At 46.4% G+C, this 25,217-nt stretch carries 7 protein-coding genes, 1 tRNA gene and 16 pseudogenes; 16 read left to right on the top strand and 8 right to left on the bottom strand.

Features of this window, described 5'->3' with window-relative positions; all coding sequences use genetic code 11:
• Positions 1-2,723 precede the first annotated feature (2,723 nt).
• Positions 2,724-4,545 (top strand): annotated as a pseudogene (gene ltrA / locus XZ46_RS02420) (group II intron reverse transcriptase/maturase).
• A gap of 202 nt (positions 4,546-4,747) precedes the next feature.
• Here the strand turns inward: ltrA (XZ46_RS02420) and XZ46_RS31460 are convergent.
• The 3 genes and pseudogenes from XZ46_RS31460 to XZ46_RS31465 form a co-directional block, all read right to left on the bottom strand.
• Positions 4,748-5,624, bottom strand: a protein-coding gene (locus XZ46_RS31460) for an IS630-like element ISAtsp1 family transposase (RefSeq protein WP_048895136.1) whose coding sequence is annotated in 2 segments (ribosomal slippage) — positions 4,748-5,293 and positions 5,295-5,624 — 876 coding nt in all. Because the reading frame shifts where the segments join, the coding sequence is not laid out codon by codon here.
• Between the two features lie 60 nt (positions 5,625-5,684).
• Positions 5,685-6,167: pseudogene (locus XZ46_RS27985) on the bottom strand (ISNCY-like element ISAtsp9 family transposase); the annotation flags it as partial.
• 19 nt (positions 6,168-6,186) lie between these two features.
• Positions 6,187-7,064 (bottom strand): annotated as a pseudogene (locus tag XZ46_RS31465) (IS630-like element ISAtsp1 family transposase).
• Positions 7,065-7,855: 791 nt separating this feature from the next.
• Between XZ46_RS31465 and ltrA (XZ46_RS02450) the strand changes: the two are divergent.
• The 4 genes and pseudogenes from ltrA (XZ46_RS02450) to XZ46_RS02475 all read left to right on the top strand — a co-directional run.
• Positions 7,856-9,172, top strand: a pseudogene (gene ltrA, locus XZ46_RS02450) (group II intron reverse transcriptase/maturase); the annotation flags it as partial.
• Between the two features lie 546 nt (positions 9,173-9,718).
• Positions 9,719-10,594, top strand: a pseudogene (locus XZ46_RS31475) (IS630 family transposase).
• 444 nt (positions 10,595-11,038) lie between these two features.
• Positions 11,039-11,209, top strand: a pseudogene (locus XZ46_RS02470) (HNH endonuclease); the annotation flags it as partial.
• Between the two features lie 1,956 nt (positions 11,210-13,165).
• A tRNA-Met gene (locus XZ46_RS02475) sits at positions 13,166-13,238 on the top strand.
• A 317-nt stretch (positions 13,239-13,555) separates the two neighbouring features.
• Here the strand turns inward: XZ46_RS02475 and XZ46_RS37725 are convergent.
• Positions 13,556-14,218: pseudogene (locus tag XZ46_RS37725) on the bottom strand (group II intron maturase-specific domain-containing protein); the annotation flags it as partial.
• A gap of 63 nt (positions 14,219-14,281) precedes the next feature.
• On the opposite strand from XZ46_RS37725, the pseudogene XZ46_RS31480 reads away from it, so the two are divergent.
• A pseudogene (locus XZ46_RS31480) lies at positions 14,282-14,700 on the top strand (helix-turn-helix domain-containing protein); the annotation flags it as partial.
• A 27-nt stretch (positions 14,701-14,727) separates the two neighbouring features.
• Here XZ46_RS31480 and XZ46_RS33765 read toward each other — a convergent pair.
• The 3 pseudogenes from XZ46_RS33765 to XZ46_RS02500 form a co-directional block, all read right to left on the bottom strand.
• Positions 14,728-15,106, bottom strand: a pseudogene (locus XZ46_RS33765) (IS1634-like element ISAtsp2 family transposase); the annotation flags it as partial.
• Positions 15,107-15,122: 16 nt separating this feature from the next.
• Positions 15,123-15,998 (bottom strand): annotated as a pseudogene (locus XZ46_RS28020) (IS630 family transposase).
• A gap of 34 nt (positions 15,999-16,032) precedes the next feature.
• Positions 16,033-17,345: pseudogene (locus XZ46_RS02500) on the bottom strand (IS1634 family transposase); the annotation flags it as partial.
• An 84-nt stretch (positions 17,346-17,429) separates the two neighbouring features.
• Here XZ46_RS02500 and XZ46_RS31485 point away from each other — a divergent pair.
• From XZ46_RS31485 to XZ46_RS31490, 8 genes and pseudogenes are all read left to right on the top strand, one after another.
• Positions 17,430-17,951: pseudogene (locus XZ46_RS31485) on the top strand (IS630 family transposase); the annotation flags it as partial.
• Between the two features lie 180 nt (positions 17,952-18,131).
• Positions 18,132-18,398 carry a hypothetical protein gene (locus XZ46_RS02510; protein WP_006667976.1) on the top strand — a complete coding sequence of 89 codons (267 nt, stop codon included), beginning with the start codon at positions 18,132-18,134 and terminating at the stop codon, positions 18,396-18,398.
• Positions 18,388-18,879 (top strand): hypothetical protein, encoded by a 492-nt coding sequence (locus XZ46_RS02515; RefSeq protein WP_228116462.1) that lies wholly within the window; start codon positions 18,388-18,390, stop codon positions 18,877-18,879. The genes XZ46_RS02510 and XZ46_RS02515 overlap by 11 nt, the downstream gene beginning before the upstream one ends.
• A gap of 335 nt (positions 18,880-19,214) precedes the next feature.
• Positions 19,215-19,394 carry a hypothetical protein gene (locus XZ46_RS02520; RefSeq protein WP_228116463.1) on the top strand — a complete coding sequence of 60 codons (180 nt, stop codon included), beginning with the start codon at positions 19,215-19,217 and terminating at the stop codon, positions 19,392-19,394.
• A 27-nt stretch (positions 19,395-19,421) separates the two neighbouring features.
• On the top strand, positions 19,422-20,168 hold the full coding sequence (locus XZ46_RS02525) for a hypothetical protein (protein WP_006667972.1): 747 nt from the start codon (positions 19,422-19,424) through the stop codon (positions 20,166-20,168).
• Positions 20,169-20,379: 211 nt separating this feature from the next.
• A pseudogene (locus XZ46_RS33770) lies at positions 20,380-20,544 on the top strand (IS630 transposase-related protein); the annotation flags it as partial.
• A 67-nt stretch (positions 20,545-20,611) separates the two neighbouring features.
• Positions 20,612-21,484 (top strand): annotated as a pseudogene (locus XZ46_RS02530) (IS630 family transposase); the annotation flags it as partial.
• Positions 21,485-21,501: 17 nt separating this feature from the next.
• A pseudogene (locus XZ46_RS31490) lies at positions 21,502-21,825 on the top strand (group II intron reverse transcriptase/maturase); the annotation flags it as partial.
• Here the strand turns inward: XZ46_RS31490 and XZ46_RS02535 are convergent.
• Positions 21,821-22,891 carry an IS4-like element ISAtsp3 family transposase gene (locus XZ46_RS02535; RefSeq protein ID WP_006669216.1) on the bottom strand — a complete coding sequence of 357 codons (1,071 nt, stop codon included), beginning with the start codon at positions 22,889-22,891 and terminating at the stop codon, positions 21,821-21,823. The pseudogene XZ46_RS31490 and the gene XZ46_RS02535 sit on opposite strands and share 5 nt — an antisense overlap.
• A 163-nt stretch (positions 22,892-23,054) precedes the next feature.
• Between XZ46_RS02535 and XZ46_RS37730 the strand changes: the two are divergent.
• A pseudogene (locus tag XZ46_RS37730) lies at positions 23,055-23,678 on the top strand (group II intron maturase-specific domain-containing protein); the annotation flags it as partial.
• A 782-nt stretch (positions 23,679-24,460) separates the two neighbouring features.
• Positions 24,461-25,120 carry a hypothetical protein gene (locus XZ46_RS02545; RefSeq protein ID WP_006667966.1) on the top strand — a complete coding sequence of 220 codons (660 nt, stop codon included), beginning with the start codon at positions 24,461-24,463 and terminating at the stop codon, positions 25,118-25,120.
• The last annotated feature ends 97 nt before the right edge of the window (positions 25,121-25,217 follow it).

Below are 25,217 nucleotides of genomic sequence, written 5' to 3' on the forward strand. Positions count from 1 at the left end.
AGGAGGAGTATTAAACCCACTTGGGGCGATTATGGGAGAGTAACGGAACGGCGATAGCCACCCCCAGTTTTGGGAATCACAAACTCAGGATTGAAGCGGGGAACGGAAGGCGTGAGGGAAAACCTATCCCAATAAATCCGACCACTGCCAACCATCTATGACTAAGGAAATCTGAATGTTCCGACTTGAACCATCGTAACTACTAAGCCAGCGAAAAGGTTTGATACGCTGGGCCCAAAAGGGTACGGAGAAAAGTAGGGTACTTACACCAACACCTACACAGACCTTTAAAAGTAACCCGGTGGATAGGACAAGTCTAAAGATGGAATGCCCGTATAAACGGAACGTTTAAACCCCTCATTGGCTCTCTAATAAATAAGTGAGCAATATTACTCACAAGAGTAGTGAAAAGTGTAAGCGTATGGTGCGAGACGTTCGGGTATGAAATAGGGCTGAAATGCCCGAAATAACTACCCGGTGAGGATTCCAGCTCCGAATCTGGATATAAGGAGACCTCTCCTGACCATCCTCATAACTGGTTATATGTCCCGACGCTTAGGGAACTAAGCAAGGCAGGGAACTCAAGGTCATAAACGAACTGAGAAATCAGGGAGTAGAGAGTAACGGCGATAGCCACCCCCAGTTTTGGAAATCATAACTCCAGGATTGAAGCGGGGAACGGAAGGCGTAGGTCGGAACCCACCTCCTACTCGACCACTGCCAACCATCTATGATTAAGGAGACTGAATGTCCGGCTTGAACCATCGTAATACACTAGCAGCGAAATAGGTTGACACGCTGCGCCCAAAAGGGCAAGGGGAACAGTAGGGGGTTCGTCCGACTACCTACACAGACCTTTAAAAGTACCCCGGCGGAGAGGACAAATCTAACGATGGAATGCCCATATAATCGGAACGTTGTAACCTAACCCCTCTAATGCTCTGCTCTGCCTATAAACAAGTGAGTAATGCTATTCACAAGGCAGTAGTGAAAAATGTAAGCGCATGCTTAGAGGATGAAGGATGTGACCAGAAGCTAAAGCCCAATTGTAATGGTTGGGATATGCCCACAGGTCACGGTGGGGATATAGATACTGCGGTCAGTAAGAGTATAATGGCGAGGACGAGTGTAAAGACTACGTGGTGCATATAGCTCTGAACATCGAAGTAGAAAGCAGGTCTCTTGATTCTGCTCCTTTGACAAATAGGGTATCCACACCAGGAGCCGTGTGATGGGAAACTATCAAGCACGGTTCTGAATGGGAGTTCGGGAAGGTGACTTCACTCTCGACCCCTAACCCTTAAAGGTATACGCTTACACTTTTCACTACTCCGCAGGTACATCCTGCCACTTGAGAGCCTAAAAGGGGTTTAAACGTTCCGTTTATACGGGCATTCCATCTTTAGACTTGTCCTATCCACAGGGGTGCACTTTAAAGGTCTGTGTAGGTAGTGAGTTGAGACTCCTACTTTTCCCCTTACTCTTTTGAGCGCAGCGTGTCAACCTATTTCGCTACTTACTCATTACGGTGGTTCAAGTCGGAACATTCAGATTTCCTTAGTCATGGATGGTTGGCAGTGGTCGCATCTGGTAGTAGGTTCTACTTCACACCTTCCGTTCCCCGCTTCAATCTGACGGGTTATGATTCCTAAAACTGGGGGTGGCTACCGCCGTTACTCTCAACTTCGCGCTATAATAGGAGGCTCACAACACAACTTCCTCCGTTCTAACGTTCTGTCTTGTCTTGACCCAGAGTTCCCTGCCTTACTTAGATTTCTCCAAGCGTCGGGACATATAAACAGTTATGGGATGGTCTAGGGATAAGAATGAGAGTGCGTCTCCCTATATTTCACCAAGGGGTGAAAGTCCCACTCAGAGGTGATTTCGGGCATTGCAGCCCTATTTCACTCCTAAACGTTTCGCACGAACCCCTTGAGTATAACGTAAGGTTGAGAGTAACGGCGGTAGCCACCCCCAATTCAGCAATTCTCATTTTGGAAATTCAACTGCTATCGGGTGGGATGTCGTGCGAGACGTTCAGGCATCAAATAGGGCTGCAATGCCCGAAATAACTGCCTGGTGAGGACTCCAACCCCTTGGTTGAATATAAGGAGCGCACTCCTGACCATCCTCATAACTGTTTATATGTCCCAACGTTTAGTATAGAAATATACAAAACAAGGCAGGGAACTCAAGGTCAAAACGCAAAACTGGAAATCTTAATGATTCCTTAACAATTGCGGAGAGAGTAACGGCGATAGCCACCCCCAATTTCAGGATTCACAATTCTGGGATTGAAGCGGGGAACGGAAGGCGTGAGGGAAAACCTATTCCCAAAAATCCGACCACTGCTAACCATCCATGACTAAGGAAATCTGAATGTTCCGACTTGAACCATCGTAAACACGAAGTAGCGAAACAGGTTGATACGCTGCACTCAAAAGGGCAAGGGGAAAAGTAGGGTAATGACAACAACACCTACACAGACCTTTAAAGTACCCCGGTGGATAGGACAAGTCTAAAGATGGAATGCCCATATAAACGGAACGTTTTAACCCCTCTCAGGCTCTGATTATCTGGTCGAGGTAACCAGTAGTGATAAGTGTAAGCGCAAGCTGTCAGGGGGTGAGATGTGACCAGAAGCCAACGCCCGACTGTAATGGTAGGGATATGCTAACAGGTCACGGTTTGATTGTAAAGAATAGAGTCTAGTAGGAGTTACTATGACGAAAGCGAGTTCAAAGAAAGGATTTGAGAAATCAAAACCAATCAAGACGTGCGTTTGTATGGAAACAAATTCCCTGGGCGAAAGTTCAGAGAAAAGTTTTCAAGCTCCAAAAGAGGATATTTCAAGCAGCTAAATCGGGACAAGACGCAAAGGCACGAAGGTTGCAACGTCTACTGGTGAAGTCATATTATGCCCGACTCTTAGCAGTGCGGCGAGTAACTCAAGATAACCAAGGCAAGAAAACAGCCGGTGTTGATGGAATGAGAGCAATCTCTCCAAGGCAAAGGTTTGAAATTGTTAAGAGCATCAAAGGAAACCTCAAAGCAAAACCACTGCGACGGGTTTGGATTCCAAAACCTGGAAGGGATGAAAAACGCCCTCTGGGAATACCCACAATCCAAGACAGAGCGAGGCAAGCCTTGGTTAAATCGGCTCTCGAACCTGAATGGGAATCGAGATTTGAAAGCAACAGCTATGGGTTCCGACCCGGTCGGTCAGCCCATGATGCAATATCCAGAATCTTTCAAAGTATAAACAAAGGAAGTTATTACATACTGGATGCAGATATAGCGAAATGCTTTGACCGAATAAACCATGATTATCTACTGTCAAAAATTCATTGTCCAAGCAGCCTGAAAAGAGACCTAAAACAATGGCTCAAAGCAGGTGTGTTAGATAACGGTGTATTCGAGGATACAGAAACAGGGACACCCCAAGGAGGGGTAATAAGTCCACTCCTAGCCAACATCGCACTGGATGGAATGGTTAGGTTCATAGAAACAATGTATCCTAAAAAGAAAAACATGGTTCAAGCAACAATAATCAGATACGCCGATGATTTTTTAGTGATATCTCCATCACTTGAAATCATTGAACAGTGCAAAACTGCTATTTCCGAATGGTTAAAACCTGTAGGACTAGAAATAAAACCCGAAAAAACTCGAATCTGTCATACGCTCAAACTCATTGAGTACAACGGCAAAGTAGAGAAACCAGGGTTCGACTTTCTAGGATTTAATATCAGGCAATACCCGGTGGGAAAATATAAATCTGGGAAACATGGGGGAAGAAGAAAAGGAGGCTTCTTATTTAATAAAACCCCCCACAAAATGTTAGGATTCAAAACTCACATAAAACCCAGTAATAAAGCAGTTAAAGCCCACACTGAAGCGATTAAAGGTGTAATAAAACAACATAAAACAGCACCTCAATCAGCCCTGATTTGATTAGCAAACTAAACCCAATCATAAGGGGATGGTCAACTACTATTCTATTCAGCGGTAGTCTCATCAGAGACCTTCAAAAAGCTGGACAACAAAGTTTGGTTAATGTTACGGGCATGGACAATATCAAGATGCGGAAAGGCAAGTTACGAAAAGCTAGGAAACTATTTCAAACGTGGAACGGTTAAACTAAGCAACGGGAAAGAACGGCATGAAACCTGGTTATTCAAGACTAGGGATGGATTCCAACTATGGAAACACAACTGGACTCCGATTGTCAGACACACCCTAATACGCCCTGACGCAACACCATATGACGGAAATTGGACTTACTGGGCAACCAGGAAAGGACAAGCAATCGACACGCCAATCAGAGTAGCAAAACTACTCAAAAAGCAAAAAGGTAGATGTACTTGGTGTGGACAGTATTTCGCGCCATCGGATTTAGTTGAAGTAGACCACATTGTACCCCGAAGCCTAGGCGGAAAGGATGAATACAAAAATCTTCAGCTATTACATCGCCACTGTCACGATGATAAGACGGCACTAGATAGCGCCAATGCTGTATCCCTAACAATGGAGCAGTCAGACTAGGAGCCATGTGAAGGGAAACTTTCACGCACGGTTTTGAATGGGAGGGCGTGAAGGTGACTTCAATCTCGACCCCTACTTAACTCGAGACCCTCAAGCATAAAGGTCAGAAGGTGGTCCCAACTGTCTCAGCGTACAGTCTGGGTAAGCGCGCGCAAATCATTAAAGAAGGTTTGGCGGGTAGGTATAGCATTAGTCAAGGTGGTTAGGACGCAGCTTTGAGAACGGAATCCATGGCATCATGGAGAGAATCAAACTGCTCAATGCAGTGGCGAATACGGGCTTTCAGCCACGACCAACATTTCTCTATCTTGTTGAGGTCTGGCGAATAAGGTGGTAGATAGAGTAAACGGCATTGAGCTGCCTCCACCAGTTCAGCAATCCGTCCCCCTTTATGAAACGTTGCATTGTCCAATACTAGAGTCTGACCTGGCTTCAATGTTGGAATTAAGATGAACTCCAACCACAACTCAAACACTGTCCGATTACAACAACCCTCAAAGCTAAAGGGAGCTAAGAGTTGTTGATGACACCATGCGGCTATCATACTTACCCTGCCCTGCCTCTTCCCTGATTTGAGTGCATGGAAGCGTTTTCCTTCCTCGCAGTAACCATAAGGGTAATCCGAGTCCTGACTATTCATGCCGGCTTCATCGAGGTAGACCACTTCTTCCGGCTCCATCTGTTCAATCTGAGCCATAAACTCCTCTCGCTGTTGCTCATCACGTTCTTGGTAGCCGTAAGTTTTTTTTTCTGGTGAAGCCAATTTTCTTCAAGGCTCTGGATATGGTGCGAGGAGAGATGTCGTCATCCCAAAGTTCAGCCATTTGAGCTGCTGTTTTGTCGCCATGCTCTTGGGCAAAAGCCTTGAATTTTTCCCAGTCGGTAATTTTGTGGTTATTGCCAGGTCGGTGATGAGGTTTAGGGAGGAAGTCTCCGGTCTGTGCTTTTCTTTGCAGCCAGAGATTAATGGTGTTCCTGCTGACATGGAAAACTTGACTGGCTTCTGTTTTGGGCATACCGTCTAGTTCAATGGCATCAATAACTTTTTGTCTGAGGTCGTAACTATAGGGGGCTGGCATTTTTGGTCTTCTTAGTCATCTCGTCCTCTCCATTATACGTCCTAAGTGTTCTGTCTTGTGCTATAAGTGCGCTCGTAGCAACTGGTACTTGTTATCGAGCAACTCCAGCAGGGTGTGGAAGAGCAGCGAGAGGATGTTGAGGGTCGCCAGCAAGGAAGAAAGATGCTGCTTGCCATGGCCAAAATTGTGTTCGAGATGGTAGCCCTTGGTCTTGAGAGTGTTGTTGTTCTCATTCTCAACTTTCCAACGAGTCAGCCCGGCCCGAACCACCTCGGCTACATTCTCATCGCTGAGAGGATAATTCGTGGCAAAGGAGTTGTGATAGGTTACCTGGCCATCAGCGGTGGTGACAGTAAGTTCGCACCAGTTAACCAACAGGGCCTCATCGCTATCTTTGAGGGGGACTCCGTTGAGATAGCGGTAGGTATAGGTTTTCTCGACTTGACCAGTCCACTTCTTGGTCGTGAGGGTCGGGAGTTCGATGCCCTCTAGGTGTTCATAGAGGGTAGTATGAGACTCGGGGCGACAGACGACGATGAAGTTATAGCATTAGTCAAGGTGGTTAAAACGCAGCTTTGAGAACGGAATCCATGGCATCATGGAGAGAATCAAACTGCTCACGTGCAGTGGCGAATACGGGCTTTCAGCCACGACCAACATTTCTCTATCTTGTTGAGGTCTGGCGAATAAGGCGGAAGATAGAGTAAACGGCATTGAGCTGCCTCCACCAGTTCAGCAATCCGTCCCCCTTTATGAAACGTTGCATTGTCCAATACTAGAGTCTGACCTGGCTTCAATGTTGGAATTAAGATGAACTCCAACCACAACTCAAACACTGTCCGATGACAACAACCCTCAAAGCTAAAGGGAGCTAAGAGTTGTTGATGACACCATGCGGCTATCATACTTACCCTGCCCTGCCTCTTCCCTGATTTGAGTGCATGGAAGCGTTTTCCTTCCTCGCAGTAACCATAAGGGTAATCCGAGTCCTGACTATTCATGCCGGCTTCATCGAGGTAGACCACTTCTTGTGGCTCCATCTGTTCAATCTGAGCCATAAACTCCTCTCGCTGTTGCTCATCACGTTCTTGGTAGCCGTAAGTTTTTTTTTCTGGTGAAGCCAATTTTCTTCAAGGCTCTGGATATGGTGCGAGGAGAGATGTCGTCATCCCAAAGTTCAGCCATTTGAGCTGCTGTTTTGTCGCCATGCTCTTGGGCAAAAGCCTTGAATTTTTGCCAGTCGGTAATTTTGTGGTTATTGCCAGGTCGGTGATGAGGTTTAGGGAGGAAGTCTCCGGTCTGTGCTTTTCTTTGCAGCCAGAGATTAATGGTGTTCCGGCTGACATGGAAAACTTGACTGGCTTCTGTTTTGGGCATACCGTCTAGTTCAATGGCATCAATAACTTTTTGTCTGAGGTCGTAACTATAGGGGGCTGGCATTTTTGGTCTTCTTAGTCATCTCGTCCTCTCCATTATACGTCCTAAGTGTTCTGTCTTGTACTATATATCATGCTATATTTAAATATGTAGTGCGAGACGTTTAGGAGTCAAATAAGGCTGCAATGCCTGAAATAACCTCCTAGTGGGACTTTCACCCCTTGGTGGAATATAAGGAACTCGTATCCTGACCATCCCATAACTGTTTATATGTCCCAACGTTTGGTATAAAAAAATATACCAAACAAGGCAGGGAACTCAAGGTCAAAACGCAAAACCGGAAATCTTAATGATTCCTTAACAATTGCGTTGAGAGTAACGGCGATAGCCACCCCCAATTTTAGGATTCACAACCCTGGGATTGAAGCGGGGAACGGAAGGCATGAGGGAAACCTAGTTCCAATAATATGACCACTGCCAACCATCCATGACTAAGGAAATCTGAATGCTCCGACTTGAACCATCGTCATTAATAAGTAGCGAAATAGGTTGACACGCTGCGTTCAAAAGAATAAGGGGAAAAGTAGGGTAATTACAACAACACCTACACAGACCTTTAAAGTACCCCGGTGGACAGGACAAGTCTAAAGATGGAATGCCCATATAAACGGAACGTTTTAACCCCTTTTAGGCTAGGCTCTGAGTATCTGGTCGAGATAATCAGTAGTGAAAGTGTAAGCGCAAGCCTATTAGGGGGTGAGATGTGACCAAAAGCCAACGCCCAACTGTAATGGTAGGGATATGCTAACGGGTCACGGTTTGATTGTAAAGAATAGAGTCTAGTAGGAGTTACTATGGCGAATGCGAGTTTAAAGAAAGGTTTTGAGAAATCAAAGCTAATCAAGACTACGAATGCATGGAAACAAATTCCCTGGGCAAAAGCTCAGAGAAAAGTTTTCAAGCTCCAAAAGAGGATATATCAAGCAGCTAAATCGGGACAGAACGCAAAGGCACGAAGGTTGCAACGTCTACTGGTGAAATCATATTATGCCCGACTCTTAGCAGTGCGGCGAGTGACCCAAGATAATCAAGGCAAGAAAACAGCCGGTGTCGATGGAATGAGAGCAATCTCACCAAGGCAAAGGTTTGAAATTGTTGAGAACATCAAAGGAAATCTCAAAGCAAAACCACTGCGACGGGAGTGGATTCCAAAACCTGGAAGGGATGAAAAACGCCCTCTGGGAATACCCACCATCCAAGATAGAGCAAGGCAAGCCTTGGTTAAATCGGCTCTCGAACCTGAATGGGAATCGAGATTTGAAGACACTAGCTATGGATTCAGACCTGGAAGGTCTGCCCATGATGCAATATCCAGAATCTTTCAGAGTATCAACAAAGGAGGTTATTACGTTCTGGATGCAGATATAGCTAAATGTTTTGACCGAATAAACCATGATTACCTTCTGTCCAAAATTCATTGTCCAAGCAGTCTAAAAAGAGACCTGAAATCATGGCTCAAAGCAGGCGTGCTAGATAACGGTGTATTCGAGGATACAGAAGCAGGGACACCCCAAGGAGGGGTAATAAGTCCACTCCTAGCCAACATCGCACTGGATGGGATGGTTAGGTTCATAAAGACAATGTATCCAAATAAAGGAACAACCTTTCAGGTAAACCTCATAAGATACGCCGATGATTTTGTGGTCATATCCAAAGACCTAAGAATCATTGAACAGTGCAAAATTGCCATTTCCGAATGGCTAAAACCTGTAGGACTAGAAATAAAACCTGAAAAGACTCGAATTTGCCATACGCTCAATCCCATTGAGTATAACGGCAAAACAGAAGAACCAGGATTTGACTTTCTAGGATTCAATATCAGGCAATATCCAGTAGGAAAATATAAATCTGGAAAAAGTGGGGGAAGAAGAAAAGGAGGCTTCCTATTTAATAAAAACCCTCACAAAATGTTGGGACTCAAAACTCATATCAAACCCAACAAAAAGGCAATTAAAGCCCATACAGAAGTGATAAAAGGTGTAATTGAACAACATAAAACAGCACCTCAATCAGCCCTGATTAGCAGACTAAACCCAATCATAAGGGGATGGTCAAACTACTATTCAGGAGTCGTCTCATCTGAGACCTTCGTTAAACTAGACCACATAGTGCGAAACGTTTAGGAGTCAAATAAGGCTGCAATGCCGAAATAACCTCCTAGAGGGCAATTAGACCTTTACACGGTTACTCAGTATCGGTCTAACCACCCCTCAACTGTATATATGTCCCGACGCTTAGGGAGTTGTGAATCTAAGCAAGGCAGGGAACTCAGGGTCAATCCCATTTAAGAAATCACAGAATACACTTTTATCTTCCAAGTATACTACAAGGAGGAGTATTTCAACCCACTTGGGGTGATTTGGGAAAGAGTAAAGGCGGTAGCCACCCCCAGTTTCAGAAATCACAAATCTGGGATTGAAGCGGGGAACGGAAGGCGTGAAGTAGAACCTACTACCAGAGGCGACCACTGCCAACCATCCATGATTAGGGAAACCGAATGTCTGGCTTGAACCACCGTAACTAGTTAGCAGCGAAATAGGCTGATACGCTGCGTCCAAAAGGACAAGGGGAAAAGTAGGGTAATTATGTCATCACCTATAGCACAAGACAGAACACTTAGGACGTATAATGGCAAGGATATCTACAGAAGACCCAACATGCCAGCTCCCTACAGTTACGACCTTAGACAAAAAGTTATCAATGCAATTGAACTATACAGTATGTCCAAAACCAAAGCCAGTCAATTTTTCCATGTCAGCAGGAATACTATCCATCTCTGGCTGCAAAGAAAAGAACACACCGGCGACTTCCTCCCTAAACTTAATCGCCCACCTGGTCATAGCCACAAAATTACCGACTGGCATAAATTCAAGGCTTTTGCCCAAGAGCATGGCCACAAAACCTCCGCTCAAATGGCTGAACTTTGGGATGACGACATCTCTCCTCGCACCATATCCAGAGCCTTGAAGAAAATTGGCTTCACCAGAAAAAAAACTTACGGCTACCAAGAACGTTGGAAGCAACAGCGATAGGAGTTTATTGCTCAGATTGAACAGATGGAGCCGGAAGGGTTGGTTTACCTCGATGAAGCTGGCATGAATAGTCAAGACTCGGATTATCCTTATGGTTACTGCGAGGAAGGAAAACGCTTCCATGCCCTCAAATCAGGGAAGAGGCAGGGCAGGGTGAGCTATATGGCCCCATGGTGTCATCAACAACTCTTAGCCCCCTTTACCTTTGAGGGTTGTTGTAATCGGACAGTGTTTGAGTTGTGGTTGGAGTTCATCTTAATTCCAACATTGAAGCCAGGTCAAACTCTAGTACTGGACAATGCAACGTTTCATAAAGGGGGGCGGATTGCTGAACTGGTGGAGGCGGCTCAATGCCGTTTACTCTATCTTCCGCCTTATTCGCCAGACCTCAACAAGATAGAGAAATGTTGGTCGTGGTTGAAAGCCCGCATTCGCCATTGTATTGAGCAGTTTGATTCTCTCCATGATGCCATGGATTCTGTTCTCAAGGCTGCGTCCTAACCGTATTGACTAGTGCTATACAAAGCAGGGGGTCGTAACCCTGTTCCCATGACAAAGGGGTGTCCACATCAGGAGCCCTATGAGGTGAAAGTCTCAAGTACGGTTTGGAATGGGAGTTGGGGAGGGTGACTTCCCTTTCGACCCCTACCCTTTTGAGGGTGAAGGATGCGACCAGAAGCCAAAGCCCAATTGTCATGGTGGGGATATGCCCACAGGTCGCGGTGTGGATATAGATACTGCGATTAGTAGGAGTATTATGACGAGAGCGAGTTTAAGGACTACGTGGTTGTATACAGCTCTGAAAGTTGAAGTTACAAAGCAGGGGGTCGTAACCCTGTTCCCATGACAAGGGGTGTCCACATCAGGAGCCGTGTGAGGTGAAAGTCTCAAGTACGGTTTGGAATGGGAGTTGGGGAGGGTGACTTCCCTTTCGACCCCTACCGACAATACTTTACCACATCTGATCTAATTGAAATAGACCACATTGTACCTCGAAGCCTTGGTGGAAAGGATGAATACAAAAACCTTCAATTATTACACCGCCACTGTCATGATGATAAGACGGCGCTAGATAACGCCAACGCTGTATCCTTAACAATGGAACAATCAGATTAGGAGCCGTATGAGGTGAAAGTCTCAAGTACGGTTTTGTATGGGAGGGGGAGATGGCGACATCTCTCTCGACCCCTACTTGTCAATGTCCTTAGCAGGTAATGGCCAATTAGGACTTTGGGTTTGAGTCTTGCATACTCTCGATGTGCTATGCTATCATAAACCACTAAGTGCGAGATGTTTAGGAGACCAAATAAGGCTGAGATGCCTGAAATAAGCTCCTAGTGGGATTTCAACCCCTTGGTTGAATAAAAGAGGGCTGAAACTCTTTGAATATCCCATAACTATTTATGCGTCCCAACGTTTGGAGATGAGAATCCAAACTAGGCAGGGAACTCAGGGTCAATATACGGACTGTTTGAGGGAGTTATGACCCCAATATAGCAGAAAGTTGAGAGTAACGGCGGTAGCCACCCCCAATTTAAGGATTCACACCCTTAGGTTGAAGCGGGGAACGGAAGGCGTAATGGAAAAACCTATTTCCTACTCGACCACTGCCAACTATCTATGATTAGGAAAACCGAATGTCTGGCTTGAACCATCGTAATTATGAAGCAGCGAAATAGGTTGACACGCTGCGTCTAAAAGGACAAGGGGAAAAAGAAGAGGTTTTAACAAGCCATCTTCAAGATGTAGGATAATTTTGTGCTATACCTACACAGACCTTTAAAGTACCCCGGTGGAAAGGACGAATCTAAGGATAGAATGCCCACATAAATGGAACGTCGTAACCCCTCTTAGGCTCTCATATGGCAGGATTTACCTGCGGAGTAGTGATAAGTGTAAGCGCAAGGTGCGAGACGTTAGGGTATGAAATAGGGCTGAAATGCCATAAATCACTAGCCGGTGAAGATTCCAGCCCCGAGTTGGGATATAAGGAAACCTTTCCTGACCATCCTCATAACTGTTTATATGTCCCGACGCTTAGGGAACTAAGCAAGGCAGGGAACCCAAGGTCCTAAGCGAACTGAGAAATCACAGAGCAGAGGGTAACGGCGATAGCCACCCCTAGTTTTAGGACTCACAACCCTAGGACTAAAGCGGGGAACGGAAGGCTCCGAGGTGTAACCTAATACCGGAATCGAGACCACTGCCAACCATCCATGATTAAGGAAACTGAATGTCCGGCTTGAACCATCGTAATACACTAGCAGCGAAATAGGTGGACACGCTGCGCCCAAAAGGGCAAGGGGAAAAGTTGGGGGCTCTTACGACTACCTGCACAGACCTTTAAACTACCCCGGTTCTGAGGACAAATCTAACCATGGAATGCCCATATAAACGGAACGTTGTAACCCCTCTAATGCTCTGCCTATAAACAAGTGAGTAATGCTATTCACAAGGCAGTAGTGAAAAATGTAAGCGCATGGTTAGAGGGTGAAGGATGTGACCAGAAGCTAAAGCCCAATTGTCATGGTGGGGATATGCCCACAGGTCACGGTGTGGATATAGATACTGCGATTATTAGGAGTGTAGTGGCGAGAACGAGTTGAAAGACTACGTGCTGCATAAAGCTCTGAACATTGAAGTACGAAAGCAGGGGGTAGTAACCCTGTTCCGATGACAAAAGGGTATCCACATCAGGAGCCGTGTGATGGGAAACTATCAAGCAAGGTTTTGAATGGGAGGGGGTGAAGGTGACTTCACTCTCGACCCCTACCCCTGGAGGGTGAAGGATGCGACCAGAAGCCAATGCCCATCTGTAATGGCTGGGATATGCCCACAGGTCGCGGTGTGGATATAGATACTGCGATTAGTAGGAGTATAATGGCGAGAGCGAGTTGAAAGACTACGTGGTGCATAAAGCTCCAAAAGTTGAAGTACGAAAGCAGGGGGTAGTAACTCTGTTCCTATGAAAAAGGGTGTCCACATCAGGAGCCGTGTGATGCGAAAGTATCAAGCACGGTTTTTAATGGGAGTTCGGGAAGGTGACTTCCCGTTCGACCCCTACCGATTTGTGCGCCCTTGGCCGATTGGGGAGGCAGCGAACTCATAATTCGCCTTCAGACTGGTTCGATTCCAGTAGGGCGCATTCCTGACAATACTTTATCCTGACTACTATCGCGTGATATCGCTCAAACCGATATTCGTACCGTTACACTCAAAATGCACTCCATTCAGTCTTAGCACACGGGACAATTAGTGCATATCCCTTAGCAACAAATTTTAATTATTGACGGGTTAATCAATAAGCACAACTTAATCAATCTGTCAAATACCCATATCACCCCCCAGCAATTCTCATTTTGGCGAAAACCTGTTCAAGTCCCCGATTAGGGGTCGAGAATGGAGTCGCCTCCATCCCCTCCCATTCAGAACCGTGCGTGAAAGTTTCCCTTCACACGGCTCCTAGTTTGACTGCTCCATTGTTAAGGACACAGCGTTGGCCTTGTCAAGTGCCGTCTTATCGTCGCGGGTGTGGCGGTGTAATAGCTGAAGATTTTTGTATTCATCCTTTCCACCGAGGCTTCGAGGTACAATGTGGTCTACTTCAATTAGGTCTGATGGGGTAAAGTATTGCCCACACCAGGTACACTTGCCTTTTTGCTTTTTGAGTAGTTTTGCTACCCTAATTGGCGTGTCGATTGCTTGTCCTTTTCTGGTTGCCCAGTAAGTCCAGTTTCCGTCGTATGGTGTTGCATCAGGGCGTATTGTGGTATGTCTGACAATCGGAGTCTAATTATGTTTCCATAGTTGAAATCCATCTTTAGTCTTGAATAACCAAGATTCATGTCTTTCTTTCCCATTGCTAAGTTTAACCGTTCCTTGTTGGAAGTAGTTTCCTAGCTTCTCGTAGTTTACCTTTCTGCATCTTGATACTGTCCATGCCCGTAACATTAACCAGACTATGTTATCCAGTTTATTGAAGGTCTCAGATGAGACTACCCCTGAGTAGTAGTTTGACCATCCCTTTATACTTGGGTTTAGTTTGCTTATCAGAGCTGATTGGGGTGCTGTTTTATGTTGTTTTATTACACCCTTAATTACTTCTGTATGAGCTTTACAGCCTTTCACACAAAACACAAAGTACGGTATAATGTATGGCTATTGTATAAGTTATCACAACCAACTACCATGAGCCGTTACTCTTTAGATTTTCGGAAAAAGATAGTAGAAGCCTATGAAAAAGGAGACACTTCTATCCGAAAAGTAGCGAAACGCTTTTTGGTGAGTCCAGACACGGTAAGGCGACTGGTCAAACAGTATCGATTAACGGGAGACTTATCTCCTCGTAAGTGTGGCACTAAAAAGAAAAGCATTTGATCTCAGCATGAGGAAGCCGTGATAGATATTGTAGAAGCCCACCCCGACTTGACCTTATGGCAATATAGTGATAAGCTCAGAGACAAGCTGGGCATAAATGTCAGTACGACCATGATAGATAGATTTTTAAAGCAGCACGATATAAGTCTCAAAAAAAAACATACAGGAGCGAAAAAGTAGTAACAGAAGAAGTACAGAAAGCGCGAGTAGATTATTGGGAAAGAATTAGAGCCTACATTCCGCAGGTTGATAGGTAATTAACCGGATGCGTAGTAATAGCGCTCAACGGGTGGACCGAAGAGGTGAATAATCAATCGCCGTTCATCATTGAGATTGCTAATCTGCCTTTGCCCATCGAGATTAACCCAGTGGATTCCTTGAAACTTCTGCATAATCCAGCGAAAGGTCGGTTTAGCGGTGGGTTGTTGGCGTTGGTCGCGCACCGTTTGCTTCTGAGCATCTAGCGCCTGTCGCAGTTGGCGTTCGGCGAGGGTATACACACACCATAAGGGTTAGGGCCATGATGAGAGCTAAGGCCTCGACCCGCTGCGGCTTTTTGACAAAGACGCTACTGGCAAAGAAGAGGGGGTCTTTGAGGAAGCGAAAGCCTCTCTCGACGGTCTGTTGCCCTTTATAGCATTAGTCAAGGTGGTTAGGACGCAGCTTTGAGAACGGAATCCATGGCATCATGGAGAGAATCAAACTGCTCAATGCAGTGGCGAATACGGGCTTTCAGCCACGACCAACATTTCTCTATCTTGTTGAGGTCTGGCGAATAAGGTGGTAGATAGAGTAAACGGCATTGAGCTGCCTCCACCAGTTCAGCAATCCGCCCCCCTTTATGAAACGTTGCATTGTCCAATACTAGAGTCTGACCTGGCTTCAATGTTGGAATTAAGATGAACTCCAACCACAACTCAAACACTGTCCGATTACAACAACCCTCAAAGCTAAAGGGAGCTAAGAGTTATTGATGACACCATGCGGCTATCATACTTACCCTGCCCTGCCTCTTCCCTGATTTGAGTGCATGGAAGCGTTTTCCTTCCTCGCAGTAACCATAAGGGTAATCCGAGTCCTGACTATTCATGCCGGCTTCATCGAGGTAGACCACTTCTTCCGGCTCCATCTGTTCAATCTGAGCCATAAACTCCTCTCGCTGTTGCTTCCAACGTTCTTGGTAGCCGTAAGTTTTTTTTCTGGTGAAGCCAATTTTCTTCAAGGCTCTGGATATGGTGCGAGGAGAGATGTCGTCATCCCAAAGTTCAGCCATTTGAGCGGAGGTTTTGTGGCCATGCTCTTGGGCAAAAGCCTTGAATTTTTGCCAGTCGGTAATTTTGTGGTTATTGCCAGGTCGGTGATGAGGTTTAGGGAGGAAGTCTCCGGTCTGTGCTTTTCTTTGCAGCCAGAGATTAATGGTGTTCCTGCTGACATGGAAAACTTGACTGGCTTCTGTTTTGGGCATACCGTCTAGTTCAATGGCATCAATAACTTTTTGTCTGAGGTCGTAACTATAGGGGGCTGGCATTTTTGGTCTTCTTAGTCATCTCGTCCTCTCCATTATACGTCCTAAGTGTTCTGTCTTGTGCTATATATTCGCTCAAGCAGGTCTGAGCCGGCCAGAGGGATTGCTCCAGTTGATTGGTGGCTAGAATAAAGCGACTACGCTGACGGCTAAAGCGGTCTTCCGCCGTGGCGGTCTGCTGTAACGTGGCCTGGAGCCGATAGCCCTGAACTGGGGTGGGTTCGGCGGATTTGGCGGGACGACCGGGGGGTCGCTTGGCCCGCACCGTCTCCAGGGAGACCTGAGTGAGCTGATGCACCTCGAGTCCATCTTGAAACTGCATCAAGGCCTCGAGGGCATCGGGTTTGCAAGCAAAGACCCGCTGGGTCAGCTTTTTCAATTGGCGGTTGAGGCGGTGTTCGAGCTTCTCTAATTCGGGTTGCCAGAGGTCGGCATTGGCTTTGCGGGTTTGGCTTTCGACGAGGCGCCAGCGCTGGCGCACTCCGGCATAGGCCTGCTCAATCTCCCACATCCGGTAATCCTTGGAGTTGCAGGGGACTTCAGTCAGTCGGGTGACATCGCTGTGCACCAGCTCTTGAGCCGCTTTTAGGGTCAGCGGCACCCGTGATAGCCACCCCGTGGTCTCCATCTGCTGCAGATTGGCTGCTGTGTAAAAGGCGGCATCCATCACAACGATACCGTCGCTAGTCCATTGGTCACCAAACGCCTTGAGCACCTCTGCAAACTGCTGAGTGTCCTGTTCATTGCCACTGGCCAACTGCAACCATAGCGGCACGCCACCGTCGGCGGCACAGACTAGAGTCATCAAAAACTGTTTCAAATCTGGACGATGGTCTCGGGAATAGCCTCGACACAGCCGAATTGGGCTGGGTTCTGCTGATGTCTCACCGGGGGGAGCTGACTCAAGTCCTACCTCGGATTTCCCCTTCGAGCACCGCTGATACTTCCCTTCTACTGAGATCGAGGTGGCATCGAGATGACGCTGTTGAATATCAATTCCAAATCGTTCCACAGCCTGGAGCGCCACCTGGAGAAAAAATGATGTCGTCCCTTCTGCGTAGAGTTCATCCAACACTCCACTCGACCTAAGCGGTCGTCATTCAAGTGACGAGCCTCTACCCCTTCCCCGAGCAGATGAGACACCGCTTTACTCTCAAAAAACTCGCTGAATAAATACAACGGTGCACTGAGAAAGCCTAGGGCGTTCAAAATCATGGCTTTAACCACTTGTCCGGCACTCACATGCTCCAAGCTATGAGGTTCAATCCGCTTATCCGTCAACTCGACCAGGCCAAGTTCGTCAATCACTCCAGCCACTAAACCCAGATGGTCTAAATTTTTAATCTGCATCGCCAGAGCCTACCGCTCGAAGGAACCCTTTCTAGCCTAGACTAGCACCATATCTTTTATTCCCTGTCAACCTGCGGAATGTAGGTTAGAGATGTGGCTCCTGAAAAGCTTGTGTTTATTGATGAAAGTGGGTTATGGGTAGGGATGAGCAGACCGTTAGCCAGAGCGACGAAAGGGAAAAAAGTCTATGAACTGCGGAAATCCTATCGAGGTCAAAAAATGACAATAATTGGTGCAATTAAGCTCTCCGGAGTGGTGGCGACTCAAACATTAGAAGGGTCCATGAAAAAAGAGGATTTTCTCCAATTAATCAAGTTAGATTTATTGCCAAAATTAAAAAAAGGAGATGTAGTGGTAATGGATAACTGAAATTCTCATCATCGAGAAGAAGTCAAAGAAATGATAGAGTCAGTAGGAGCCAGGGTAGAATATCTGCCGGTGTATTCCCCTGAGTTTAACCCGATAGAGATGATGTGGTCACAGCTCAAAAGTTTAGTGTGCAATTTCAGGACGGAGACCATGGAATTATTAGTGAGATTGGTAGAAGTGGCGGTAAGCCTTGTGGATTTACAGTGTTTGAATAACTGGTTTACCAAGTGTTGTTAATGTGCTTAATGATTGAGATAAAGGCTGTATCGCCGCCAGCATTGAAGATTACGCCGAGAGGATTAATGTTCGCCTTGATGGTTTTTCGAGGGAAAAGCCAGAACATCTAGCCGAAGTGATTGGTTATCTACAACTAATCAAAGACCTAACCACTCAAGGATTAAAGGAGGCTAAAAAATTGTGACCAATGACCGCGACCATCTGGACGAACAATTGAGGCGACTGCCAGGGTTTAAGGAAGAAATCTTAGATATCAGCTACATGGTGAGGAAACTTTACTATGACATCGACCAGATTTTTAGCTACTGCTTTAGCGACAAACTCACTAAACCTTACGCCCAAAAGCAATTTCTCAACAAACTAGAGAAATTTGTTACCAACACCCAGGAAGCCGGAAAACTCATTCCCCAACTCATTGAAAAAATTGGAGGCTCTGATGATGAATAGCACAAACCAGCGAAACCCACAAACCCAATACACCAAACAGCTAAAAGAGGAAGTCTTAAAGTCCATTGAAAATATTAGCGTACAGGTTTCCTCTCTGTGGTTAAAAGCCCAAGTCCAGAATCCCAACGAACCCTTAACCAGGGAAAACATCAGCAACTACTTGGAACAGTTAGCACGGGCTGTGAAAGTAGAAGCCAACAACTACAGCGAGAATCTTACCGACAATGAGGATAAACATTCCCCTTCCTCATGGGTCCACTTAGTAGTCAATGTAAACTCGCTTATGGACTGTTTAGTTCACACTAAAGCAAAGATTGAGAACACCATTATCAATTTAACAGTTATCGATTTTGCGTCTAACACTTCCTTAATCAATGAGCCGGAGGCTTACGCAAAACACCTTGAATACTGCCATGGCCGAATTTATGTAGCTTTGGAGGATGCACTCGCTGAATTAGAAGATCTAGATTTCACCGCCTGATGAGTCCTGACCGGTAAAGGACGAAACTTCCTCCCGCCGCTGGGGGGAAGTCGCGGATAACCGGGTGATTCCCTCCGCATTGATGACTAGCCCCCCACCTGGAAACGGGAGGGAAACCTCCCCAAGTTTTTACTGGGGGCAGAAGTCAGCAATCATTTCTAGCTGGGTTCCAACCCCAGCAGTCGAAGCGAGTTTACTCCCCCGGATAGAATGGGCGAAAGCCGTAACAGCTTCTTGGGAGTGATTTTCCACCATACTTAACAGGAAAAATGAATAGTTTAATAGTAGGCCTTGACGTTAGTTCGTCGTGGTGCGATGCCGTGTGGCTGGAATCCATGCCAACCGGTGCCGTGCGGGATTTTTTCGACTCCCCAGCATTTGCTGAGTGTCACCGAAAACTGGAAGCGAACGCGAAGTCTATCCAGTTTCTGGTGTCTTTGGAGCCGTCTGTCGTGGTATTAGAGCCGACCGGAACTTATAGCAAATTCTGGATTGACTCTCTCCATCGGGAATGAATCCCAGTCTTGAAAGCGGATCAAACCATGATTAAAGACAGTCGGAAAAGCTATGGGGGAACTTCCAACAAATCTGACCCCTATGATGCCCTCATCATGGTGATTACTTACTTTCAGCACTACCAAACCAATTACGATCGCCGGTATTGGGTACGGGAGCGGCCGCCAGCGGTTGCCAAAATTGAGCAATGCCTGAGAGATATTCAGTCCTTTACCAAGCGCCGCACTCAAGTCATAAACCAAGCCAAGTCGCGGCTGGTCTATGAATTTCCCGCCAAGGCTAAAGTTAAACCACTGAAAGAAGCTGGGAGGCTAGATCCGGGCAAACTGCCAGCTTGGTGGGGTTGGGCTTGTGGCTGGACTTCCCAAGGTAGTTGGGAAATTCCCAAAGGGGTTAAAACCAAGTTTGACAATGAATATGCGAAAGCGATCGCGGCGGGTGAAGGAACTGGCATTAGTGTAGTGACTGCCCGACTAGCCCAACAGATTTGTATGTGGCATCAGTCGGAGGCGATGGTAGAGCAGGAGATGTTAGGCTACCTAAACCTTCCAGAGTTTGATTGTTACCACCGGGTGTTTGATAAGTTCGGTTTTGGTTCCCGCGAACGAGGCTGGCTGCTCACTCGGATCGTACCCTTTGATGAGATGTTTAAATGCCTTCCCAAGTCTAAAGCCATGCGACGATTCCGGCAGTTGTGCGGGTTGGGGGCTACTCAAGTGCAATCTGGGCAGGCTGACACTCGTAGCAGTTTTACCGGAAGTAAAGAGGCGTGATCGACCTGGCATCAGTTTGTTGTCCGGGCAATCGAGAGGGGGACCCATCGCGAACAGAAACCGGGTGGGGGTGCGATCGCGACAACCCCCTACGATTGCCTACCAAAATCCCCAGAGGCTCAGTCTGTTAGAGTGTACTGGGTTACTATAGCACCAGACAGGAAAGTTAGGACGTATAATGGAGAGGACGAGATGACTAAGAAGACCCAAAATGCCAGCCCCCTATAGTTACGACCTCAGACAAAAAGTTATTAATGCAATTGAACTAGACGGTATGCCCAAAACATAAGCCAGTCAACTTTTCCATGTCAGCCGGAACACCATTAATCTCTGGCTGCCAAGAAAAGCACAGACCGGAGACTTCCTCCCTCAACCTATAGCACCAGACAGGAAAGTTAGGACGTATAATGGAGAGGACGAGATGACTAAGAAGACCAAAAAGGCCAGCCCCCTATAGTTACGACCTCAGACAAAAAGTTATTGATGCAATTGAACTAGACGGTATGCCCAAAACAGAAGCCAGTCAAGTTTTCCATGTCAGCCGGAACACCATTAATCTCTGGCTGCCAAGAAAAGCACAGACCGGAGACTTCCTCCCTAAACCTCATCACCCACCTGGCAATAACCACAAAATTACCGACTGGCATAAATTCAAAGCTTTTGCCCAAGAGCATGGCGATCAAACCTCCGCTCAAATGGCTGAACTTTGGGATGACGACATCTCTCCTCGCACCATATCCAGAGCCTTGAAGAAAATTGGCTTCACCAGAAAAAAAACTTACGGCTACCAAGAACGTGATGAGCAACAGCGAGAGGAGTTTATTGCTCAGATTGAACAGATGGAGCCGGAAGGGTTGGTTTACCTCGATGAAGCTGGCATGAATAGTCAAGACTCCGATTATCCTTATGGTTACTGCCAGGAAGGACAACGCTTCCATGCCCTCAAATCAGGGAAGAGGCAGGGCAGGGTAAGTATGATAGCCGCATGGTGTCATCAACAACTCTTAGCTCCCTTTAGCTTTGAGGGTTGTTGTAATCGGACAGTGTTTGAGTTGTGGTTGGAGTTCATCTTAATTCCAACATTGAAGCCAGGTCAGACTCTAGTATTGGACAATGCAACGTTTCATAAAGGGGGGCGGATTGCTGAACTGGTGGAGGCAGCTCAATGCCGTTTACTCTATCTACCACCTTATTCGCCAGACCTCAAGAAGATAGAGAAATGTTGGTCGTGGCTGAAAGCCCGTATTCGCCACTGCATTGAGCAGTTTGATTCTCTCCATGATGCCATGGATTCCGTTCTCAAAGCTGCGTCCTAACCACCTTGACTAATGCTATAATATCACCATCACTAGAAATCATTGAACAGTGCAAAACTGCAATTTCCGAATGGCTAAAACCTGTAGGATTAGAGATTAAACCTGGAAAGACTCGAATCTGTCATACACTCAATTCCATTGAGTATAATGGCAAAACTGAAGAACCAGGGTTGGATTTTCTCGGATTCAATATCAGGCAATACCCAGCAGGAAAATATAAATCTGGAAAAATAGGTGGGACAACAAACCGATTAATCGGTCATAAAACTCACATCAAACCCAGTAACAAAGCAGTCAAAGCCCACACAGAACTGATAAAAGGTGTAATTAAACAACCTAAGTACAGGACAAAAGTTGTAGAGCCTGGTGAAACCGCCCTGAAAACAAAGGCAGATTAGAGAAAGTGCGGCGTAGAAAATCGAAGCCAGTGCGGAAAAGACTCTGGGAGCGTCGTCCGTGAGCCTTCAAAGGAATGGGTGAACCTTGGTGAATCCACAAACCCACCTTCATAGCCCAAGTAAAAGCCAGGCTAAGCAAAGCCAATAAACGGCTCAAGCGCTCAGGGTCCTTAAAGTGAGTCGATTCGAGACAGAAGCCCCGAGTCTTCAAGGCTCCGAAGAGGTTTTCAATACCCCAACGCCGAGCATAGTCGGGGAGGGCCGTTTCGGGGCAAGCGTTAGTGATGAGAATCAACAACTCCCCCGAATCAGCCAGACGAGAGCCAATGACGTAAACCTGCCGTCCCCAAACCCAACGGCGACCCGAAAGCTGGCGAAATTCTCCGGGTCGCAGAGAATCAAACATTCGTTCGCCGCTACGCCGAGTTCCTCCTAACTTAGGACTAATCAGCTCGCTGTGGCGGATGCGTAGGCGGAAAGGAACCTCGGGGTCGATGAGAAGATACGAGAGCCAATCTCGCCCCACAAATTCCCGGTCAGCGGTCAGACAAGCCACCTCCACGTCAGGAAATAGTGCCTCGAAGCGGTCGAATAAGTCCATGCGTTCGCCACTGTTGCTATTGCCCTTTTTGTCAAGCATCGTCCACAGCAGGGGAAAGGCAATCCCCTCGTGGACGACTGCCAACATCAAGATGTTGAAATGGGTTTGACCGAAAGACCAACAGGTGCGGTCGAGACTAAGAGTCCAAGGTTGGGGAATGTCAATGAGGCTAACGACGAAACGGGCAATCTCTGCCCGGTCAAATTTGAATTGCCGAAAAAAACGTTGTAATCGCTGGTAATTTGAGGAAATTTGCACAGGATTTGCGAATACAGTCGCTATTTCCATCAGATTAACCGTCTTTGTTTGGAATAGCGCCATCAGGAACAGGCAGACAAAGTTTAATCTCGCCCCGTGCCAGGGCAAGTGAGGGCGCAAAGTGTCTCGTAATCGGTTAAGCTCGTTCATGAGAGGGAAGTTTGGTTTGTGGTAATTCCGATGTAACCCTCTCACCCCAACTTGGCGCTACCCCCCACCCCTCGACTTTCACCTCAGCCCGGAGCGCCCCCTTCAGAATTTTCGGCTAGATTCCCTTTTGGCTAAGACTTTCAGCTTTTTTGTCCTGTACTGAGTTAAACAACATAAAACAGCACCTCAATCAGCCCTGATTAGTAAACTAAACCCGATTATTCGTGGATGGTCAAATTACTACTCAGGGGTCGTCTCAATGGAGACTTTCAGTAAGCTAGACAATATAATCTGGCAAATGTTGCGGGCATGGACAATCTCAAGATGCGGAAAGGCAAGCTATGAAAAGCTAGGAAACTACTTTCATAAAGGAACGGTTAAACTTAGCCATGGGAAAGAAAGACAGGAATCCTGGTTATTCAAGACTAAGGACGGACTTCAACTATGGAAACATAATTGGACACAGATTGTTAGACACACCCTAATACGCCCTGACGCAACACCATATGACGGAAATTGGACTTACTGGGCAACCAGGAAAGGACAAGCAATCGACACGCCAAATAGAGTAGCAAAGCTACTCAAAAAGCAAAAAGGCAGGTGTTCTTGGTGTGGGCAATATTTTGCACCATCGGATTTAGTTGAAGTAGACCACATTATACCTCGAAACCACGGTGGAAAGGACGAATATAAAAACCTTCAGCTATTACACCGCCACTGTCATGATGATAAAACGGCATTTGACAACGCCAACGCTGTATCCTTAACAATGGAACAATCAGACTAGGAGCCGTGTGAAGGGAAACTTTCATGCACGGTTCTGAATGGGAGGGGATGAAGGTGACTTCACTCTCGACCCCTAATCTTACAATCAAACCGTGACCTGTTAGCATTTCCCGTCCATTACAGCCGGGCGTTGGCTTCTGGTCACATCTCACATCCTCTAGGACTTGCGCTTACATTTGTCACTACTAACTACCTCGACCAGATAGTTAGAGTCCGGGAGGACTTAAAACGTTCCGTTTATACGGGCATTCCATCGTTAGATTTGTCCTTTCCACCGGGGTACTTTTAAAGGTCTGTGTAGGTAGTAATGGTAACCTCCTACTTTTTCTCCTTACTCTTTTGATCGCAGCGTGTCAACCTATTTCGCTACTCTGTATTTACGATGGTTCAAGCCGGACATTCGGTTTCCCTAATCATGGATGGTTGGCAGTGGTCTCGATTCCGGTGTTGGGTTACACCTCGGAGCCTTCCGTTCCCCGCTTCAATCCTGGGGTTATGATTCCCAAAACTGGGGGTGGCTTTCGCCGTTACTCTCTACTCCCTGATTTCTCAGTTGGTTTATGACCTTGAGTTCCCTGCCTTGCTATAATAGTTATCTACCATAGCGTCGGGACATATAAACAGTTATGAGGATGGTCAGGAGTGCGCTCCTTATATCCAACCGAGGGGTTGGAGTCCCCACCAGGCGGTTATTTTGGGTATTACAACCCTATTTCATGCCTGAACGTCTCGCACATAGTATATATAGTATCACAGGAGATCAGCTTGAATTCAACAGTAATCATGACAATTGTACTGCTGGTTATGATGTTTGGAGCGGGTATCTTCAGTTCTTCGACAGGATATAAACTCGGTCGTGATGCACTCAAGGAAATCACTCAGCCAGACGTGCGACCCAGCAACATTAGCGATCGCATTAATAACTCATCTTCCCGTCAAGAGGGAGTAAAACTCCTCAGAGAAGAAGATATTATCGCTCAAGTCAAAAAACGCATAGCAGCCGGGGGTGTTGATCCGGATACCCCACCTCCTCAACCCCAAACCCAGGAGAAACCCAAAGAAGAGGATCAGGCGCGATCGGAAACCACTAACCAAGTTACATTTCCTATTGTTAGCAGTGATGGGGGTGTCACTATGGAAATCACCTCCACCCAACGCCGCAGCAATTCTTTACAGCTAAATGTCAATCTCAAAAACGAAAGTGATCAATCAGTGCGGTTTCTTTATAGTTTCCTGAATGTAACTGATGACCAGGGACGTGCTTTAAGTGCTAGTGTAGATTCTCTACCTGGTCAACTACCACCAGGGACTCAAACTTATACTGGAACTATTGCTATCTCTACGGCTTTGCTAGATAATGTTCAGGAACTGGCTATCAGTTTAACGGACTATCCAGAACAAAATTTGCAATTACAAATGTCGGGTATTCCTGTGGCACAATAACAATGAACAATGAGCAATGAACAATGAACAATGAACAATGAACAATGAACAATGAACAATGAACAATTAATAATTAATAATGAACAATTAATAATTG

The organism is Limnospira indica PCC 8005 (genome assembly GCF_000973065.1).
GTDB classification, from domain to species: Bacteria; Cyanobacteriota; Cyanobacteriia; order Cyanobacteriales; family Microcoleaceae; genus Limnospira; species Limnospira fusiformis.